General features: G+C 39.5%; 16 protein-coding genes. 3 read left to right on the top strand and 13 right to left on the bottom strand.

What is annotated here, in order from left to right; genetic code table 11:
* The 5 genes from B9A18_RS16150 to B9A18_RS16130 form a co-directional block, all read right to left on the bottom strand.
* Positions 1-1,407, bottom strand: coding sequence for a c-type cytochrome domain-containing protein (locus B9A18_RS16150; RefSeq protein WP_084290443.1), 1,407 nt, complete (start codon positions 1,405-1,407; stop codon positions 1-3).
* A gap of 12 nt (positions 1,408-1,419) precedes the next feature.
* On the bottom strand, positions 1,420-2,358 hold the full coding sequence (locus B9A18_RS16145; RefSeq protein ID WP_084290441.1) for a sugar phosphate isomerase/epimerase family protein: 939 nt from the start codon (positions 2,356-2,358) through the stop codon (positions 1,420-1,422).
* 9 nt (positions 2,359-2,367) lie between these two features.
* On the bottom strand, positions 2,368-3,879 hold the full coding sequence (locus B9A18_RS16140) for a DUF1501 domain-containing protein (protein WP_084290439.1): 1,512 nt from the start codon (positions 3,877-3,879) through the stop codon (positions 2,368-2,370).
* A 4-nt stretch (positions 3,880-3,883) separates the two neighbouring features.
* Positions 3,884-6,619, bottom strand: a complete 2,736-nt coding sequence (locus B9A18_RS16135) for a DUF1553 domain-containing protein (protein WP_084290437.1) — start codon at positions 6,617-6,619, stop codon at positions 3,884-3,886.
* Between the two features lie 167 nt (positions 6,620-6,786).
* A complete protein-coding gene (locus B9A18_RS16130; RefSeq protein ID WP_084290678.1) occupies positions 6,787-7,374 on the bottom strand; it encodes a YceI family protein in 588 nt (195 codons plus the stop codon).
* Between the two features lie 205 nt (positions 7,375-7,579).
* Between B9A18_RS16130 and B9A18_RS16125 the strand changes: the two genes are divergently transcribed.
* Together B9A18_RS16125 and B9A18_RS16120 are read left to right on the top strand one after the other, a co-directional pair.
* Positions 7,580-8,356: a DUF4846 domain-containing protein gene (locus B9A18_RS16125; RefSeq protein WP_084290435.1), complete on the top strand. Its 777-nt coding sequence runs from the start codon at positions 7,580-7,582 to the stop codon at positions 8,354-8,356.
* 107 nt (positions 8,357-8,463) lie between these two features.
* Positions 8,464-8,805: a hypothetical protein gene (locus tag B9A18_RS16120; protein ID WP_084290433.1), complete on the top strand. Its 342-nt coding sequence runs from the start codon at positions 8,464-8,466 to the stop codon at positions 8,803-8,805.
* A 68-nt stretch (positions 8,806-8,873) separates the two neighbouring features.
* Here B9A18_RS16120 and B9A18_RS16115 read toward each other — a convergent pair whose 3' ends face one another.
* The 6 genes from B9A18_RS16115 to B9A18_RS16090 form a co-directional block, all read right to left on the bottom strand.
* A complete protein-coding gene (locus B9A18_RS16115) occupies positions 8,874-9,851 on the bottom strand; it encodes a DUF5007 domain-containing protein (protein WP_084290431.1) in 978 nt (325 codons plus the stop codon).
* 18 nt (positions 9,852-9,869) lie between these two features.
* Positions 9,870-10,523 carry a fasciclin domain-containing protein gene (locus B9A18_RS16110; RefSeq protein ID WP_235005342.1) on the bottom strand — a complete coding sequence of 218 codons (654 nt, stop codon included), beginning with the start codon at positions 10,521-10,523 and terminating at the stop codon, positions 9,870-9,872.
* Between the two features lie 10 nt (positions 10,524-10,533).
* Complete coding sequence (locus tag B9A18_RS16105; RefSeq protein WP_084290427.1) at positions 10,534-12,069, bottom strand: RagB/SusD family nutrient uptake outer membrane protein; 1,536 nt, start codon at positions 12,067-12,069, stop codon at positions 10,534-10,536.
* A 22-nt stretch (positions 12,070-12,091) separates the two neighbouring features.
* Positions 12,092-15,529 (bottom strand): SusC/RagA family TonB-linked outer membrane protein, encoded by a 3,438-nt coding sequence (locus B9A18_RS16100; protein WP_159452675.1) that lies wholly within the window; start codon positions 15,527-15,529, stop codon positions 12,092-12,094.
* A 212-nt stretch (positions 15,530-15,741) separates the two neighbouring features.
* On the bottom strand, positions 15,742-16,869 hold the full coding sequence (locus B9A18_RS16095; RefSeq protein WP_084290423.1) for a FecR family protein: 1,128 nt from the start codon (positions 16,867-16,869) through the stop codon (positions 15,742-15,744).
* A 92-nt stretch (positions 16,870-16,961) separates the two neighbouring features.
* The gene (locus B9A18_RS16090; RefSeq protein ID WP_084290421.1) at positions 16,962-17,531 is read right to left on the bottom strand and encodes an RNA polymerase sigma factor; all 570 of its coding nucleotides are present in this window, start codon (positions 17,529-17,531) and stop codon (positions 16,962-16,964) included.
* A gap of 167 nt (positions 17,532-17,698) precedes the next feature.
* Between B9A18_RS16090 and B9A18_RS16085 the strand changes: the two genes are divergently transcribed.
* Positions 17,699-18,124, top strand: coding sequence for an HIT family protein (locus B9A18_RS16085; RefSeq protein ID WP_084290419.1), 426 nt, complete (start codon positions 17,699-17,701; stop codon positions 18,122-18,124).
* A 213-nt stretch (positions 18,125-18,337) separates the two neighbouring features.
* Here B9A18_RS16085 and B9A18_RS16080 read toward each other — a convergent pair whose 3' ends face one another.
* Positions 18,338-18,790, bottom strand: coding sequence for an SRPBCC family protein (locus B9A18_RS16080; protein ID WP_084290676.1), 453 nt, complete (start codon positions 18,788-18,790; stop codon positions 18,338-18,340).
* A 206-nt stretch (positions 18,791-18,996) separates the two neighbouring features.
* The gene (locus tag B9A18_RS16075; RefSeq protein ID WP_084290417.1) at positions 18,997-20,157 is read right to left on the bottom strand and encodes a TlpA disulfide reductase family protein; all 1,161 of its coding nucleotides are present in this window, start codon (positions 20,155-20,157) and stop codon (positions 18,997-18,999) included.
* Positions 20,158-20,194: the final 37 nt, after the last annotated feature.

The following is a 20,194-nucleotide window of genomic DNA, read 5'->3' as shown; positions in this document are numbered from 1 at the left end:
TTATCCTGCAGGTGTAGCCTTAACCTCTGTTGTATCCTTTAACAAAGTCGACACTCTATAATTACCCGAATCTAGCGTCACTTTAGGGAAAGCCTTTTTTAAAGCACCCCAATCGCTGCGCTGAATATTGGTTTGATAGAGGTATAGAGATTTAAGACTTTTTAACTTACTGAGCTGTTTCAATCCTTTTGCAGTCACTTTTGTGCCTACCAAACTTAAGTATTGGAGCTGGTCCATATTTTTTAAACTCTCCAACCCCTTATCAGTGACCTTAGTATTGTTTAAACTTAACCGAACTAAACTGCTGCAATCCTTTATGGACTTTAGTGTTTGGTCATTTACCGACTTATGTTCTAATTTTAACCAGGCCAATTGATCCTTTACAGATTTTAAGGCTTTCATAACACTATCGGCAGTTGAATGGGCATTGATAAAATTTGCAGTCAAATAATTACTACTCTGTGCCACCGGAACGATCATTACGCCTGCGTTATTTAAACTTTTAATGTATTTTTCATTTGCAGGATCAACTTCTTTTTCAGGAACATCAGCCAGTTTATTCGCAATAGTCCCTGCCGTACCTTTTTCCAGTGCAGCTAAAACGGCCTTTATGTTATCGGGCTGCTTGAGCCCTTTTACTTTTTCATTAAACCCTGCCCCATTATTTATCCACCAGTGCAACAGCGCAATTTCGTCCTGACTAAGCTGTGGTTTTTCTTTTGGAGGCATATGCTTATCGTTGCTACCTGGCAATAAGAGGCGTCTGATCAGTTCACTTTCCTCCGCCTTCCCTTTAACAATCGTATGGCCCTCTTCTCCTCCTTTTAAAATATATGCTTCAAGATCTAACCGAAGTTTACCCTTTTGCTTTTCACTGCCATGGCAGCTGTAACACCTGTTTTTTAGCAATGGCTGAATGGCATCCTTGTAAACAAGTGCTTCCTGAACATTTGGAATTGGCGGAATAGCCGCCCCTGCCTTACCACCACCTTCTTTCAAGGGAGCAGTTAAATAATCGGCGCCATGGGTTAAAGAGCCGCCCAAATGCCCGGTAACAGACACCAGCACCAACAGTAACACGGATGTAACAGTGGGCATTCGACTATCAGCCTTTGCATATTTATGGATAAACAGCAACAAAACAGACAGCACAGCAACCCCTATCCCCATCCACTGGTGGTTACTAACCATCTTCCCTTCATAATCGCCACTATTGGCTAAAAAATACCCTGTGATACATGAACCTATAGCGCTGATCATTCCTAAAAATAACAAAGCGGTTATTGCAGGTCGCAGATTTGCAAACTTTGGAATAAGAATAAGCAGGAGAAAAAGACAGGCAATGAGCAATATACCAATGGGTAAATGAACTAATACCGGATGAAAACGACCAAAAAATTCTAACATAGTTAATAGGGATTAAGATTGATATCGCTTTCTTAATAAATTCATCATATATACATTAATGGCCCACTGATCTGCCACCGGCTGGCGGGTGTACGGCAAGGCAGGCATATAATCTCCAGGGCCAAACTCTGTTAAAATAGTCATGCGCTCACCGTTTTGTTTCTTTCGTTCTACAACTTTATCCCACCAGGCCAAATGAGCTTTCACCACATGTTCCCATTCCGGTGCCCTTGGATCATTTACCTGTGGTCCTTGAGCGTGTCCGATCCTGGAGTGAATATGGTCTACTCTTGTCAATAAAAAGTCTACCGTTTCCTTTTGATCGGACAACAAACCTTCGTGTACATTACACCAATGTGAGATATCTAAAGTCAGCCGAAGCTCCGGGTTTCTTTCAGCAAAATCTCTGGTGACAGTAGTTGCAAACAGCATTCTGCCTCTATGAGTTTCGTGGTAAACAGGAATGCCTGTAGTTTTTGTTTTTTCAGTAGTATAATCTATGAAACGTTTATTTTGCTCATAAGTAAAATAGTCCTTTCCCGAATGGCAATTTACGTAAACCGGCTTTTGATAAGGATTTGCACATATGGCATCTAGATTTTTCTTAAAAAGTTCAAGATGATCGGTAGCAACTGCCTGATGGCCGCCACACAAAAATCCGATCTTCAAATTATGTTTCTTAACTGCATCAAACAATTCCTTTTGAGCTTCAGCATTATCTCCGGGCCACCAAACCTCTATTCCCTGGTATCCTTCTTTTTTGGCTGCAGCACAAAAATCTTCACGACTGCCGCCAAAGCCCCAGTCTGTTTGCATAAATAAAAGTTCAAATCCTTCCTTAGCCGGATTTTTTGATATCCCACTGGCAGCAAATTCTTCCAATGGGCTTAACAAGGCAGCGGCAGTTAAACCTGCCGAATTTTTAATAAAGTTTCTTCTTGTCTGAGACATAATGAGGTATTAAGCAATTATTTCATGGATCACTTTTCCACCAACATCAGTTAGCCTGAAAGGTCTCCCCTGAAAAGGATAAGTAAACTGTTCGTGGTTAAACCCAAGCTGGTTCAGGATGGTTGCCTGTATATCAAAAGCATCTACTTTGCCACTAACGGCACTGTAACCAATTTCATCTGTTTCGCCATGTGTAAAACCTTTTTTAATGCCGCCACCGGCCATCCACATGGTAAACGCTTCGGTATGATGATCTCTTCCCTTGAAAGGGTTTTGTGCCCCATTCCGGTTTTCCATCATTGGCGTGCGTCCAAACTCACCTCCCCAAACCACCAATGTTTCTTCCAGAAGGCCTCTTTGTTTGAGATCTAACAGCAAGGCGGTAATTGGCTTGTCAATGCTTCTGCATTTATTCTTTAGTCCTATATTTAATGAATTGGACGGGCTATCACCGTGCGCATCCCATCCCCAGTCAAATAACTGTACATAACGAACACCTTTTTCTACCAGTTTACGGGCCAGCAGCACATTGTTGGCAAAGCAGGCCTTACCTGGCTGTGTACCATACATTTCATGGATATACGCAGGTTCATCATTAATGTTCATCACTTCCGGTGCTGAAATTTGCATCCGATAAGCCATCTCATATTGCGCTATGCGCGATAAGATCTCGGGATCATTATATTCCTGGTATTGCTGTTCGTTGGCTTCATTTATGGCTTGGATAGAGGCTTTACGTAAATCCCTGTTCATTCCATCAGGATCTTTGATGAACAACACGGGATCACCTTCGCTGCGACATTGTACCCCCTGATAAACTGAAGGTAAAAAACCACTGCCCCAAACACTTTTGCCTGCGTCCGGAAAACTGCCGCCGCTGGTCAGTACCACATAACCAGGTAAATTCTGATTTTCGGTACCCAGTCCATAAGTTACCCAACTCCCAATACTTGGCCTTCCCAAACGGGGTGTTCCGGTGTGCACCAACAACTGGGCCGGAGCATGGTTAAACTGATCCGTTTTCACCGCCTTTAGAAAACTCACATCATCTACCATTGTCGAGAAATGAGGCAGATTTTCGCTTACCAGGGCAGCACTTTGGCCGTACTTTGCAAAGCTAGCCTGTGGCCCCAGCATTTTTGGCACCCCGGTAATGAAGGCAAATTGCTTTCCTGCCAATAAAGACGGTGGGCAATCCTGTCCATCCATTTTCATCAATTCAGGTTTAAAATCAAAAAGCTCCAATTGAGAAGGTGCTCCGGCCATGTGCAAGTAAATTACACTTTTAGCCTTCCCCACAAAAGGAGGCGATTTAGGCAGCAAAGGATGTGCAGGATCATAGGCAATTTTAGTCTGCGGGCTTGAAAACAGATTGCCGCAACTCCCCAGTAACGAACCCATGGCCAGTGCCCCCAGGCCCATTGCACTTTCCTTTAAAAAGTGTCGCCTGGTTACCCCACTTAATTGTGCTTCCTGTGCCTCTTTAACCAACTTATAGGCATTTAATTCATCTCTTGTCATGTCTTTAATTTTTGGTTACTACCTCATCTAAGTTCAGCATGGCGTTCGCTACCAATACCAGGGCTGCATCTTCGGCTTTAACACTTTTCTGCGGATCTCCCATAAATGCCGATGCGCTTTTCGAATCCTTTCTAAATACCAACAAAGCCTTATTGTACAACTCTTCAAAAATCTTCAGTCTGTTTTTCGAAATGGGTTTATAAAGCATCATGGAATACCCTTTTGCAATTTTAAGCGCTGCAGTTTTTTCGCCTGTCTGCTGTATTCGGGTTACAAAGTGCCTGGCCATATCTACATATGCAGAATCATTTAAGGTTACCAATGCTTGCAAAGGAGTATTTGTCCTGATTCGCCTCGGACTGCAAGCCACACGCGATGCACCATCAAAGGCTATTGCTGAGGGATATGGTGCCGTTCTTTTCCAATAGGTATAAATTCCGCGGCGGTATTGGTCGTTGCCATCACTTTTCACCCATTTTGCACCATTATAAGGCGAAAACCAAATGCCTTCAGGCTGCCATGGCATCACCGGGGGACCGTACATCTTTTGACTCAAAACACCGCTTATGCTCAAACATTGATCCCTGATCTGCTCGGCGCTCAACCTTACTCTCGATCCCCTTGCATAAAACTTATTAAACAAATCTTTTTCTTTGAGTTCTTCGGATACTTTAGAGTCCTGACGGTAGGTGGCCATCATCACCAATTCCTTTAGCATTTTTTTGATGCTCCAGTTGTATTTGTAAATCAGCTGATAGGCCATATAATCCAGCAATTCTTTGTGGGTTGGCGCCATTCCCTGGGTCCCCATATCTTCTAAAGTTTCTACCAGGCCGACACCATATAATTGCTCCCAAAGCCTGTTTACCATGGTCCTTGACACCAGTGGATTACGTTTATCAGTTAACCACATAGCCAAACCAACGCGATTCTGCGGAGCATTTTTTGGCATTGCATAAGCTAATGAACCGGGTACGCCCACCTGCACCTCTTTTCCTTTTGAAGTCCAGGCGCCACGTTCAAACACGTGATTTTTCCTTTGCATGGCTGCAGGATTTTCAATCATAACCGGTGTAGTAGGTACTTGGGCGTTTAACAGGTCGTTAAATGTTTTTTTATAGGCTGCATAACCAGGTTTTCCTTTGCCCGGCAATTGTGGTGAAAAATGAAACCAGTCGAAAAACACGACCAATTCCTCGGACTTACCCAATACCGGATTGCTATATCTGATAAACACATCATGCACCCCCGTCTGCTTTTTAAACTCAATATATACATTTTGATAAGCAGACCCAGTAGCCAGCGGCCATGAAGCTAAAACCGGCCCATTCGGTGAATCAATATGTATACTCATTTTACCACCAGGCCGATTAGAATTGTATCTAAAAATTAGCTGATCAATCCCCTGAAGATCAACCTGCTTTAAGCGTGCTACAGCATTGTTTCTGAAATACAAGGCGATGTTGTTGTTACCGATCACAGCATTTTGTAATTCGTCGGCCGTGGTGGAATTAATAGCAGGCTGGCCCGTTTTCAAAAACAGCTTGACTTTGTTTGCCGCTTGCTCCGAAGAAACCGTTTTAACCCAACTCGTCAACTTATCGAGTTCAGTAGTCAGGGAATCATTAAACTGCTTAAGCAATGGATATTCCGCAGCCACATCCTCGTCCCTGGTATTGTTAAAATACGACATGAACTTATAATATTCATCATGTTTAAAAGGATCGTAAGGATGGCTATGGCATTGCACACAAGAGAATGTTGTACTCATCAACCCTTCCCAGGTGGCATTTACACGGTCTAATACCGCAGCCGTTCTAAACTCTTCATTATTGGTCCCCCCCTCATCATTGGTGGGTGTGTTCCGACTAAAGGCTGTAGCGATATATTGAGCATCGGTTGGATTGGGTAATAAATCACCTGCAATCTGTTCGGTTATAAACTGATTGTAAGGCATATCTTTATTAAAGGCTCTGATTACCCAATCACGATAAGCCCATATATTCCTGTTTGGATCTGATTCATAACCTTTGGTATCGGCATACCTTGCAATATCCAGCCACATCGAGGTCCAACGTTCGCCATAATGCGAGGAAGCCAGTAGCGAATCAACCAATACTTCGTATGCTTTTACTTCATCTTTACTGTTTAAATAATACTGCGCCAGTTTTTCTGATGGATACATTCCGATCAAATCCAGACTCACACGCCTCAATAATGTCGCCCTATCTGCCTGCGGGGAAGGCTTAAATGCATGCTCTTCCAGTTTGGCATAAATAAATTTATCCAGGTCATTACGGATCCATTGATCATCTACATCTGGCAATTCTGTAGCCTTAACAGGAAGGTAAGCCCAATGATCACCCCATTTCGCTCCCTGTTTAACCCAGGAACTTAAAATATCTATCTCATCATCATCCAGGGCAGGATGTTTATAAGGCATTCTTTCTTCGGGATCATCAGATTTTAAACGTTTGATGAATTCGCTTTCTTCAGGATGCCCGGGAATAATGGCTGGTTTCCCACTTTTTGTAGCCGCAAGTGCCTCTTCTCTAAACAGCACACTAAATCCACCTTGCTGTTTAACCCCGCCATGACAGGAAATACATTTCTTATTAAGAATTGGCTTTACATCTGCATTAAAGTCTATCTGTTTTTCGGCAGAAAAAAATGAAATCAGGATTAAACCTGCTGCTATAACAAAAACTGATGCAACAAATAATTTTCTCTTCGATACCATATAACTGTTTGTGTGTTATATGAATATAAGGATCATTTTTTTTTTCAAAGATTTAAATTTTACGCAAACGTTTGATTTTAAGTATTTTTCTTAAAATGCTCCATAAAAGAGACAAAAAAAGGCCTGCTCAAAAAATGAGCAGGCCTTCCTTTCCTTTATGAGGAAAATTATTTTTTAGCTACTAATTTCACTCCGATTTCAAAGTTATCATCGATTGCTTTGTCGCCAATGCTGTCGAAGAATGATTTTGAACCATATCTGATGTCATATTTAGTTCTATCAACGTTGATTTTACCAGCTAAAGCTGAAACAGTACCATCAGCATTCACAGCTACAGTTGCAGGGAAGCTTAGTGGCTTAGTAATACCTTTAATAGTTAGGTTACCTAAAACAGTTACGTTTGCACCTTTACCGGTCACTTTAGTGATTACAAAAGTTGAAGTAGGGAATTTAGATGAACCGAAGAAATCATCTGCTTTCAAGTGACCTTCTAACTTATCGCTACCATCAGCATCTTTAATTGAAGTCATATCGATAACAAACGTACCACCTGATACATTTTTACCGTTAACATTTAACGATCCAGATTTTAAAGCAATAGTTCCATTATGAGATCCTGTTACTTTTTTACCAAGCCATGTAATGGTTGATTTTGCAGCATCCACCGTATAAGCAACTGGTTTACTTGGGTTTGTAAAAGCTGATAGTCCTACTACAGCTACTAACAATAAAATGGTGTTAATTTTTAATTTCATTTTCATCAGTATATATTTTCTTTTTAATGGTTATGAAGCTTGCAAAGCTTATTCATTACATTTTGTAAGCGGTAAGCTTATGCAGGTTTCAGGGTTTTTAATTTGATTCAAAGATAGGCTCAAAATTTTACTCCCGCCATTGACCTATGTTAAGAAATAACTTTAAAGATTTATTTTACCTAACTTAAGATCAAAATGTAGAAGTATGAAAACAACGTTTCTCCTCATTCTCAATTTTCTGTTTATGTCGGGCTTTGCTCAACACACAGGAAATATACCCACTCCCTCAGATTTCAAAAGGGTGAATGCAAAAGCTGGTTCATTTTCTTACTGGCTGCGACACACAAAACTGAAAAAAGATAATACAGTATACCTATATAATGGCCAGAAAAAGCGGAATCAACAGGCGCAATATGCGGTATTGGACATTAGTATTGGAAAAAGGGACTTGCAACAATGTGCTGATGCTGCTATGCGCCTTTACGCAGAGTGGCTATATTCGGAAAAGCAATATGCAAAGATTGTTTTCCTGGCAACCGATGGCACTGAAATGGATTATACTTCCTGGCGAAAAGGCTACCGATTTGTGCTGCGGGGGCAAAGATTGCAAAAGGCAAAATCCGCAGGTATTTCTGACAATAGAGCTGCTTTTGATGACTATCTACAAACGGTATTTAGCTATGCAGGCACTTTATCCTTATGCAAACAATTGAAGCCTGTACCGCATCCAGGTGATATCCGCCCAGGGGATGTGTTTGTACAGGGAGGCTCTCCCGGTCATGCGGTGATAGTGATGGATGTAGCTATAAATGCTGTTGGGGAGAAACGTTTCCTTTTAGCTCAAAGCTACATGCCTGCTCAAAATATTCATATACTCAAAAATCCGTTATCTAATAGTCCCTGGTATAGCAATAGATTCACAACCGAATTAAGGACACCAGAATGGATTTTCAAGAATAATACGCTTTATCGGTGGTCTTAATAGCATACCTTTTTTAAGATCTTTACCAAGAGTAAATTTCAATGAATCTCGACTATAATTGGTCAAATGTAAGATAATATCATACTTTTGCCCGCAAACAATTGATTATGGACTCAAGCGAACTACGAATCGGGAATTATACATTAGACCACGGGCACCCTGAGCAAATACCTTACGGATCTGACATCGATTCTGCCGGATTAATGGAGCCAATTCGACTAACGGAAGAATGGCTGATTAAATTTGGCTTTGAGAAATTTGAGTTTGAATATGACGAAGGTTTTGAGACCACCTATGTTCTGGAAAAGAAAAATGGGCATCAGTTTGTATTAAATGAAGATTTACAACCTATGGATGGTGAAATTGCCATGTTAGACTATAAGTTAGAACATGTTCACCAGCTTCAGAATCTGTTCTACTGCTTAACCGGACAGGAATTAGCTATTTAGCCCTAAAACCCGTTTTTTACCTGCTTTTAAACAGGTAAAAAACGGGTTAATACTTTGCATAGAACTGTTTAGATGCGTTTTACTCCTTTAATTTTCACAACAACAACATAGTTACCCTCCTGCTTTATCTGAAAGCCAATTGCAGGGTTAATATTGAACTTTGTATTAGCAGGGTAAGTCGCTTTTGGATTACTTACTTTTACATAATTACTTGGTATCCTGTAAAAAATATCGAAAGAGCCATATCCCGGAATCGTCTTATAGGGAAAAGGTATCACCTCAAAATTGAGGCTCATTTCGGTATCTGTTTTTATAACCGGATTAAACTTTGCATAAGAATCCAAAGTCGGCCTGTCGCCACGTACAATCAACTCTCCCGCTTTAGGATTAAAAGGAACCCCATCTTCATCAACATATTTTACCACTACATTAGTCCCACTTACAGCCGTCCTGGTTACGGTAATTTCAACCGGTGGCAATGGCTCAAAAACAGCTCCTCCATCCTGCAGATAAGTTGCTGAATTCCGGTTAATCGAATAAGGCTGAGATTCCACAAAGTCCAGTTCACCAATGTTTTTAAAAGTCTTTGCTCCGCTCTCATTACTTACCTCAATATCAAAGGTATACTCAGCCCCTGTTGGAATTACGCTGGTTCCGCTGGTGAATAAAAACTGACCACTAGGTAAAAACTCAAACAAAGGCTTCGACTTTAATTCTCTGATAGCATTTAAAAGTTCCAGCGTGGTATGTACCTCAGGATCAAACGCAGTCTTATAAACATAAACTTTCTGCTCCTGATACATTTCGTCCGCACGCTGCTCGGTTCCCTTCTTCTTGATCTGTAACAGTTTTATGGTTAATGGAACCGTTGAACCATCTCCCTTTAATTCGGAAGTAATAAATCCATTTTTGCCTTTTTCGACCTGAAATGGGCTGCCAACGTAAAAAACAGCATCACTCAAAAAACCTACGGATATTTTTTTACATCCCGCCCAGATGATAACTGATGACACTAAAGCCATCATTACATATATATATTTCTTCATCAGATTATTTGTTTTTAGTTACCAGTAAAACCTGTGGGAATTATGCAACACATGCAATACCCCTGTTGTAGTTTGAATATTTGAAGTCTGCGCCATTATAAACAGATCCTTATCTTCATCAGGATAATTATCAGGTAACGGATCCGGATCCAGGCCATTCCTCAATTTGACCAGAAATAAAAGCTGTGGTTTTGTACTCACCACACCCGGACTTGAGGCTTCAATTAATTTTACAGAAAAGGCCTCGTTCGACTTACTGGTGAATAATTTATTTGACAAACTTAAACTCTCCCGTATGATTTTGCCATCAAAAAGATGTGAACGCAAGGAATCTCTCAATTCCGGAACAGGCAGATCATTAAGTGTATACTTTAAACTCTCATCATTCATATCCTGTTGAAGCTTTTCCTCTCTTCTTACCAGCAGAGCTTTAATAGAATAATCAGTTGGCGCGAAAAAAGTAACGTTTCCATTAATTTCTTCTTTCATGCCAGCCTTATCTATCAATACCAATAGCGTATCAAATAACCTGTTGGTTTTTAAATAATCGTAAGTTGTCATGTTCACATGAGGATCATGCAAACTCCCGCCTATAATATATTTGTCCTTTTTACAGGATGTGGCCATGATGGCGATTACAAAAGCCAGAAATAATATATACTTTGTTTTCATCTTTGTCTTCTTATAATTTTCCATTCCAATACTTGTTTTGAACCAATAACTGATTCTTTTGAAGGATAGATCTTGCTATAGGCCATTTCCAGCCTTCAAGATCAAAACGATTTTGAGGAAAGCGCCCTTCAGTGTATGCCGGCATCTGGTTATTTCTAATCATCACATACCATAACTGTCCTTCGAATGCAATTTCTCTATAGGTTTCTTCAAAAATCTCTGTTCTCAATTCAGCATCACTTCCATTAAAGTCATCCACATTAGCACGCTGTCTTACAGCATTCAAATCGGTACGTGCTCCTGAAAAATTGCCCAACAATTCTTTACACTCTGCTTTTAATAATAATTGTTCACCAAGTCTGAAAATGGGAATATTACAATCGACCATTGGGTTGGTGCTATTTTCCGGATTTCTGAATTTGACATTTTCTGAATTGGGGCCAGTGTATTTGGTAAGAATCCAGTTATCGACGTCCGTTTTATCAAAATTATAAGCAATACGGGCATCGTTATCATATTGGTAAATACCCTCCAGCAAATCACCGTTCAACACAATAGGCATTTGAGATCTATCCTTGATATAGGGCTGCATGCTGGTTGCGTAAAAGAATCCATCACCCAATTGAAATTCATTCTGTACCAGACTGGTTGCAATTTCAAAAATGGCTTCTGAGGATCTTCCTTTGTAAAGGTTAGAAAAGTTTGTTGCAGGAACTAAAGCATAGGTACCTGCGTTGGTAATAGAATCTATAGATGCTACCGCTTCCGTTAAAAGTGTATTATCTGTGTTCTTACCCAAAAAATATTTCCAGCGAAGGATATTTGCTTTAAGTGCAAATACGGCTCCTTTATCTGCGCTTACCGAATGGTCATTACCCGTGGTAAATTTCAGAAACTTCTGCGCTTTTGCCAGATCAGCCAAAGCTGAATCCAACACTATTTTTTCAGATACACGTGGAAGATTAGATGAAGAAACAGGGTCGGCATTATTCTTTAACACCAATGGTACATCGCCCCAAAGCCTAACCATATAAAAATAGTTAAACGCCCTTAAGAAATAAGTTTCTCCTAGTATTCTGTTCTTTCTATTTTCCGTAAACACACTATTGGGCATTCCGTTTACTTTTTGAAGAACGGTATTGGCCATATTAATGGTTTTGTAATAGGAATCCCACTCTCCAAGATCTTCAAGATAAGGTCCGATAAAGTCACCTATATTGATGCCGGTACCATAATAACGGTCACCTTCCACCAAAAAGCTCAATACAAAATCAGAGTTCACCTTATTGAATTCTCCGGTAGAAAGATCGCCATAACTAAAGTGCGACATGTTACGACTGTTCCCCCCTCTGAACATGGATTTTCGGGAAAGCGAATAAACACCTGCCAAAGCAGATAATGCATCATCCTGTGTTTTCCAGAAGGAGCCTTCATAGGGGGCATCCTCAGGTGCAAAATTTAAGAGTTTCTTACAGGAAGGAAGTAGTATGGTTGAAGCCATCAGCAATAACAGCAGGATGACAACGTATGATTTTTTAGTATTCATCTTTAATTAATTCTAATGGTGATTAAAATGTAGCCCTAAGTCCTAAAGTGAATTTTCTTGGTAGCGGATACCCATTACCAGAGTATATTCCCAATGCATCAACGGCCTCTACATCCGGCAAATTCGATTTCTGAAATGTATATACGTTATCCATAATTCCATAAACCTGAAGTGTCGTCAGCTTAACTGAACTCAACCATTTTGCAGGAAACCTGTATCCAAGATTGATGTATTTTATACGTGCATAACTGCCATCTTCCATATAAGCAGAAGAAAAAGTATTGAACTGATAATAGTAGCTGTTATAAGGATTGACGTCTGCGTAATCAGCTACGTCCCCTGGTTTACGCCAGATCGACAGCTTACTTAGATCCATTAAACCCTGAGTATAAAAACTCCCAAGTTGCTTATAGTTTGTTAATAATGACGCTACATAGGTATTGTAAACATCTCTACCCAATGAGAACGAAGTAAAGACTTCCATTGAGAAATTTTTATAGGTAAAGGTATTACTGAAACCGCCGGTCACTTTTGGATTTGGGTCGCCCGTTCTAACCAAATCATTCCTGTCCCATACATCATAATCTCCATTCTGATCTATCCATCGGTAAGTACCTGCTGATGCGTTTACAGAACCATCCCAGTAAGTTATAGGATCACCAGTACGTGGATCAAAAGGAACATCACCCTGAGTAGAATAAACACCATTTGATTTTACCTGATAAAATTCATTAATAGGGCGTCCTTTAGACAAGATATAAGTAGTACCATTGTAATCAATAACGATATCTCTGTTTCCATCCGGAAGTTTAGTAATCTGATTCTTATTGAAAGACATGATTAAACGCGGATTCCACTGGAAGCTCTTTTCTGCCGAGAAAACTTTACCTGAAATATTAAATTCCAGACCTATATTTCTAACTCCTACAGAGTTGGTAAATACCTCATCATAACCACTTGTCGACGGCATTTTTAGATTAAAGAAAATATCCTTCGTACCACGGTTATACAAATCAGCAACTACCTGAAGCCTGTTATTGAAAAAATCAGCATCAATACCAATGTTTCCCTGTAATGCCCTTTCCCAGGTTAAATTATCTTGTGTAACTGATCCGGGATTGTGCGTAATGGCCGTCACCCCATTATAAGTGTAGGTATCATTACCATTATGCAGGTTTCCATTACCTACCAGATATGAATTATAAGGAGCATAAAAATTATCCGGCAGGTTACCACTGATCCCAAAACTTCCTCTTACTTTCAGTAAACCGATCCATGATTTTGTTTTTGCCATAAATGCCTCGTCTGAAAGAATCCATCCGGCAGAAACTGCTGGAAAGTACGCCCAGCGATTGTTTTTTCCAAAGCGTGATGATGCATCACTCCTGATGGAAGCAGAAAGTAAGTATCTTGATTTAAAATCGTAATTTACACGTCCGAAGAAAGACAAAAGACCTGCCTGCGCATTGCTTGACCGGGTATAATTTGGATCAAAGTTACCCGGCTTAATTGCATTTACAGTTGATATGGCGTTATTCCCTGTTCCATATCCGCCAACCCCCGAATAACCTACATTAATGTAATTGATGGTGTTACCCGCCAAAAAGTTTAAATGATGATCATTCTTAAGGGTCAGATTATAGGTTAAAGTATTATCAAGGTTGTAATTCTGATAACTGGAGCGCATGGCATAAGTATAAAATACACTATTGGCATCCAATGCACTCGGCCTGAACAAGTCCCGGCTGGAATTGGTCAGCAACAATGAGCCCTGGCTAGTAAATTTCAGATTTGGCGTAATCTCATAATTGAGTGCAATACTGGCGGAAATATCATCATTTATGTTTTTATCCTTTGCGAGATCATATTGTCCCATATAATTCAGACTGTCTGCACCGCTCAGCTGAAGCAAAGAAGATGGAAATGCACTATTACTGATTGGTAATGGATTGGTATAATCTGCATCCGGATTGGGAATTACTCCTCTTCCTCTTGATCTGTCTGTTCTTGAAGCCCGGAATGCCAGATCAATATTAAACTTAGGCGTCATCTTATAGCCCATATTGGCCGCCAGATTATAACGTTTAAATCCGGTTGATTTTACGATACCTTCTTCGTTGTAATAATTTCCACTCAAGCGATAGTTAACATTTTCGCTCCCACCAAATGCCGATGCATCTGCATTATATATTCTTGCTGTCTGGAAGAAAAGCCCCTGCCAATCCGTATTGTTATTAAAAGCAGGGTTCAAACTATCCGTTAGGAAAACAGGGAGGTTACTCAACTGCTCATAATTACCCAGGGAGGCAAGGTAGTTCATTTTATATTGGCGCTCTTCCGCACCAACGTAATAAACTTCACTGCGTGCTCTGGTGGATAAACCTGTATAAAAATTAACATTTACCTGTGGTTTTTCACCATTTTTCCCTCTCTTAGTTTTAATGACTACTACACCGTTTGCTCCTCTTGAACCATAAATTGAGGCAGAAGCCGCGTCTTTTAAAACGTCAATGCTTTCGATATCATTCGGATTTATACCTGCTATAAAATTGGTTTGAGTTACATCAGTAAAGCTGGATATATCATCATAAGATACCGGAACACCATCAATAATGAATAATGGACTGCTTAATGCATTTGCAGCATTCACGGTTCTGCTCATGGAAGTGTTTCCACGAACAGTAAATGTTGGCCTGGAACCCGGTTCTCCTGAGTAATTCTGAATGTTTACCCCTGCTACCCTGCCCTGCAGTAACTGATCAAAACTTGGCGATGGGAGGTTCTCGATATCCTTTGCTCTCACGGTGGATACCGCAGCAGTGGAAGTACGCCTTGAAACGGTCTGATAACCAATCACAACTGCATCTTTAAGCACATTAGGATTGGGCTGTAATCTTACTGTGATTACTTTTTGCTCTCCCACCTTGATCGTTTGATTGATATAACCAACAAAAGAAACACTAAGGGATGATTCGGGTCCTGTTACATTCAGTTTGAACTCACCCTTAGCATTGGTTTGTGCAGCATTTGACGTTCCGACCTCTTTAACTGAGGCTCCTGGTAATGGCTGTCCATTTTCATCCAGAACTCTTCCTGAAATACTCAATATCGCAACCTGGAGCTCATTGTTTTTATTGTTGCTTTTCGTCTGTACAATTAAGGTTCTTGTGTCCAGGGAATATTCAAAAGGCTGTCCGGAAAAGCTTATTTTTAAGGCCTCATCTAAAGTCGCCTTATTTACATTAATGGTTACTGGCTTTGCAATTGAAATATCAGTTGAGATAAACACCAAATCATAACCTGTTTGCTTGGTTATGGCTTTTAAAACCTTTTCAAGTGTTGCATTCTTCTCCAACAAGGTAACTTTCTTTTGTGCTAAAGTAGAAGCACTTACCTGTAACATTGTCAACAATAGTAGAGCTGCTGAAAGTTTCATGGCTAATAGAATTTTCTTTTTCATATAGGGGATCCTATATGAATTAAAATCATACAATTTCATACATTTGGTAAGTTTGGGTTAATGAAGATGAACACAGTGTCAGAGCCGTCTCATCATCACGTTAGGTTGATAACTTTTTAAATACGAGATATAGAACCAATAATCCACACTACTAGATACCAGGAGCGCGACAACGCTCCTGGTTATTTTTTGGTGAATTACGCTAAGTAGAATTATGGCATAGCGACAATCCTCCTTCCTTCAGCTTTAAATTTAATTTTTCTTGTTAATTGAAGTACCCTAAGCACTTCTAATAAGCTTTTAGAGCGGGAAATTGTTCCTCCGATTTTCATTTGACCAAAACTGTGATCAGAAATGATATCCACATCGTACCATCGTTCCAGTTTGTTCAGCACGGTACGGACATCATCTTTTTCAAATGCAAAATATCCATTTTTCCAGGCAATAACCTCTTCAACATCCGCTTCATTAATCTGAAAATGCTGATCTTCTAATGCAGCCTGTTGACCAGGTTTTAACATTTTTCCAGTTTTTGAACCATTCAGACTCACGCTCACACTTCCTTCCAGCAAAGTTGTCAGGATTGCAGCCTGATTTGAATAAGCATTGACATTAAACTGTGTACCAAATACTTCTATCTGCTGTTTACCACTCCGTACCTTGAAAGGTTTATTTTTATCTTTTGCCACATCAAAATATGCCTGACCTACCAATTCGACATTACGCTCATTAGCAGCAAATTGAACAGGGTATTTTAATGAAGACGCGGCATCCAACCACACGGTGGTTCCATCAGGCAGCAGGATCTGGTATTTCCCTCCTCTTGGTGTTGTGATCGTATTGTACTCAATAATCCGACTGGACTTTACTTCTTTGTTATTTGGAAGTACCGTGTAATCAATTTGTCCACTTGCTGTTTTAGCAACTTTTAAACCTGATTGCGTAGCAATTTCTCCGTTCTCAACATCGGTCAAACTAATCTTAGATCCATCAGAGAGCGTCAACGTGGCCTTATCAGTTCCAGGACCGATATCGGTTTGGTCCTTATGAACATACTGTTGATCCTGTTTTCCTTCATAATAAAAATAAAATGTGGCCGATAAAGTAAACAAAATTAATGCTGCAATAGAGATGCGCGTCCAAAGGGTAGTTCTTCCTGGCTTATAATCAAGGGTGTCTTGAATAATACGGACATCCGTATCATACTCCTCCTCAGACAATATTTTTGGGTTTGCTACTTCATGTTTAAGGTACCAGGTTTCTACTAAAGCTTTTTCTTCTTCATTACAATCACCGGATAGATACCTGTTCAACAATTCTTTTACTTTCGTGCTTTGCATAAAGTTTTTATTAGCGTCTAATTAAAATAAAGACAAGCAACTCGGGCTTAGGGCCCAGATGAAAATGAAAAAAAGTTGAAATAATGATAAATTTAAAAAATCACCAGCGTTAAAATAGAATCAAACTTTAGCTTCAACACTTTTAATGCATTATTAATCTGATTTTTAACCGTTTTTTCAGAGAGATTAAGCTGCGTTGCGATTTCTTTACGGGACAAATTCGATTTACGGCTTAATTCGAACACCTCCCGCATTTTTGGGGGCAGGGACGCGATCTCCTTTTCAATCAGGAAGGCAAGTTCATTTTCCCGAACCCGATGATCGGTAATTGATTCGAACCTATTGAAATCTTCCTGAATACTTACAAAATAATTAGAGGCTACACGTTTGTGTGAAATCGTGTTTAAAACGCGGTTTCTAACAGCACAGTAAAGATATCCAGATAAATTGGTTTCAATAGAAATGTTTTCTCGCTTTAACCATAAGGTGGTAAAGAGCTCCTGAATAGCATCCCTTGCTTCTTCCCGATCCTGAAGCTTTGAATAAGCATGACTGTATAGCACTGCTGTATACCTTTTATAAATTTCGGTATATGCAGCCCGGTTACTTAACCTCAACATAGAGATCAGCTCTGAATCTGAAAATGTACTATAAGATAACATGAAAACCTCTCCTGAGAACTAATGTAACATTTTTTATACAGGTTTTATATTTATCTAAACAAAAAGACTTGAATCTAAAAGAATACCCGCATAGGGCAACTATCCCTAGTATTTGTTAATTTGCTAATCGCTAAAAATTAAATCAATTATTTATCTAAAACAATATTATGCCTACACCTATTTCAGAATGTTTGTATTGCCAAAACAATGAAACCTTACATCGTTTAATGATTAAAACCGGAGATTTAGAAGTATCCCAATTGTTTTTATTTAAAGAACAATCGCATCCAGGTCGCTGTAATGTAGTTTATAAAGACCATGGAATTGAGTTTCATGAATTGAGCGACGAGCAACGTAATGCATTTATGAAAGATGTTGCAAAAGTAGCAAAGGCGATTGCTACTGCATTTAATCCCGATAAAATCAACTATGGCGCATATGCTGATACCTTATCTCATTTGCACATGCATATTGTCCCTAAATATAAAGATGGATATGGATTTGGTGGTGTTTTTGAAATGAACCCACAAAAAGTTGCACTTTCTGATGTTGAATACGCAGGAATTATAGAGAAGATTAAAGCTGAACTGTAGTTTAAATATTTCAATAAAATAAAAGGCCTTTAAATCTTACGATTTAAAGGCCTTTTATGTCTAAGATTACGGTTTTCCTTATAGGTACTAGAGAGGTTACTTAAAGGGTACTCAAAGGAGCTCCGACCCTCTGAGTACCCTATTATGGTCCTATTATCTCCCTTTGAGTGTCCTTTCGTACTGAGACCATTCCTGGAGAGTAACTGGACAAAACTATCCAGCATCTGATATTTCAGGTTCAACTAGTTTAATGAGCTTTTCCAGTGATTCCTGCCAGCCCAGATAACACATTTCGACTGGTATCACAGCAGGTATTCCTTCCTGCAGTACTTTTAATTCTGTACCTACTAATGTTTTTTTAAGCCAAATAGAGGTAGTCATTATACCAGGCATATTGGGGTCATCAAATTTGTCGGTGTACTTCAGAAACTCATTGGGTTTGATCTCCAGATATTCTCCGCCAAATGAATGGCCATTACCAGTTGTAAAATTGTGAAACGACATTTTAAATGTACCACCTATCTGAACGTTCATATCGTGTACTGTACAAAGAAAGCCATAAGGCGGCAACCATGAAGCAATCGCCGTAGCATCGGTGAAGGCCCGATAAACCTTTTCAGGAGAGCTCTTAATCATTCTGTGCAATGAAACTTTGTTGTCTGACATAAAATCATTTTTTTGTATTCCTACTCGTTTGGCTTTTCGGCTCGCCCGTTTTGTCTGTGGTAGCTGCTCCACTATCTCCTAACAAAGATGCTGGTAAAAACAGATATGGAAAGGGGGATAATACGACAATTTACAGTCAATTTGCGACAGGCTATAGAATTATTATTTATTTGCTGTATAAAATGTTATCCCCCCTGAACTTCCTTTTAGATGCCGAATATTTCCTTCAATTTCTCATCAAGGCTTTCTCCACGCAAGTTCTTTTCAATAATTCGTCCTTCCTTATCTACTAATACCAGGTATGGAATACCGCTAAACAAATATGAACTCATTACCGGTTTTGATTCAGGAGCATGAGCCTGCGTCCATGGCATTTTCTCTTCATTTAAAGCCTTTTTCCAATCATTAACCTTGGCATCAATCGATACAGCTAAAATATCCAGACCTTTGTCTTTGTATTTTTTATAAACTTCTTTCAAATGAGGTATTTCCTGGCGACAAGGCCCACACCATGATGCCCAAAAATCAATAATCAGGTATTTTCCCTTAAAATCCTTAGGTCCCCATTTTTTTCCATTTAAATCGGAATAAGCAAATTCTGGGGCAGGCATGCCATTCGCAATTTTCTTAGTTTGTGCAATATCTGCTAAAAGATCAGCCTTTTGCTTTTTAATCTGTGGCAGTTTAGGATATTTTTTCGCCAGGTTATCCAGCGCATTCATCATCAGATCGCCATCCCTCTCCCATCGTAAATATCTCAAAGCATACAGCACTGCGGGACTGTTCTGATACATTTTGGCAAGTAATTTAATTCTGGAAGAAAAATCTGTAGACAAACTGTCGGTAAGGATTTTCGCATGAACAGTCCATATTGAATCCTTTGCCACTTGTTCAGCTTTATAAAGCTGATTGTAAAGCAATATCATATTCTGATAGTTCCTGTGAAAAGCAAAATTCACATGGTTAACCACATCATTTTCCGGAGAACCTTCAATGAAGATATACGGAGGATTCTTAACGATCATTTTTGCGGTATCAATCCCCCGGAACGACATACTCACATTCTCCTTATCTGCCCAAAATTCAATTTGATCCATGTAGTAAACCCTAACTATATAAAAATCAGGCTTATCGGTTTTAATGGTAAATGAAAAAGTATTATCGGGCTTTAAAGCCACACTATCCATTGCCTTAAATGCACTATTAAAACCGTCCCCTTTATACTGACCTAAATAGATTTTATATTTCCCTGTTGGATCGGGGAATTTAACTTTCCCTTTTACCGTAATACTTTTCCCTGATTGTGCATACAATGAACTCATTGTAAGTATTACGGCTAAAACTAATCCTGCTACTTTTTTATACATTTTTTTTATGTTTTTTTGTTAATTAATCTCTCATCAT

Source organism: Pedobacter nyackensis (genome assembly GCF_900176505.1).
Classification (GTDB): Bacteria; Bacteroidota; Bacteroidia; order Sphingobacteriales; family Sphingobacteriaceae; genus Pedobacter; species Pedobacter nyackensis.
Note: the sequence above shows the minus strand (reverse complement) of the source record. Positions and strands in the feature narration are given on the sequence as shown.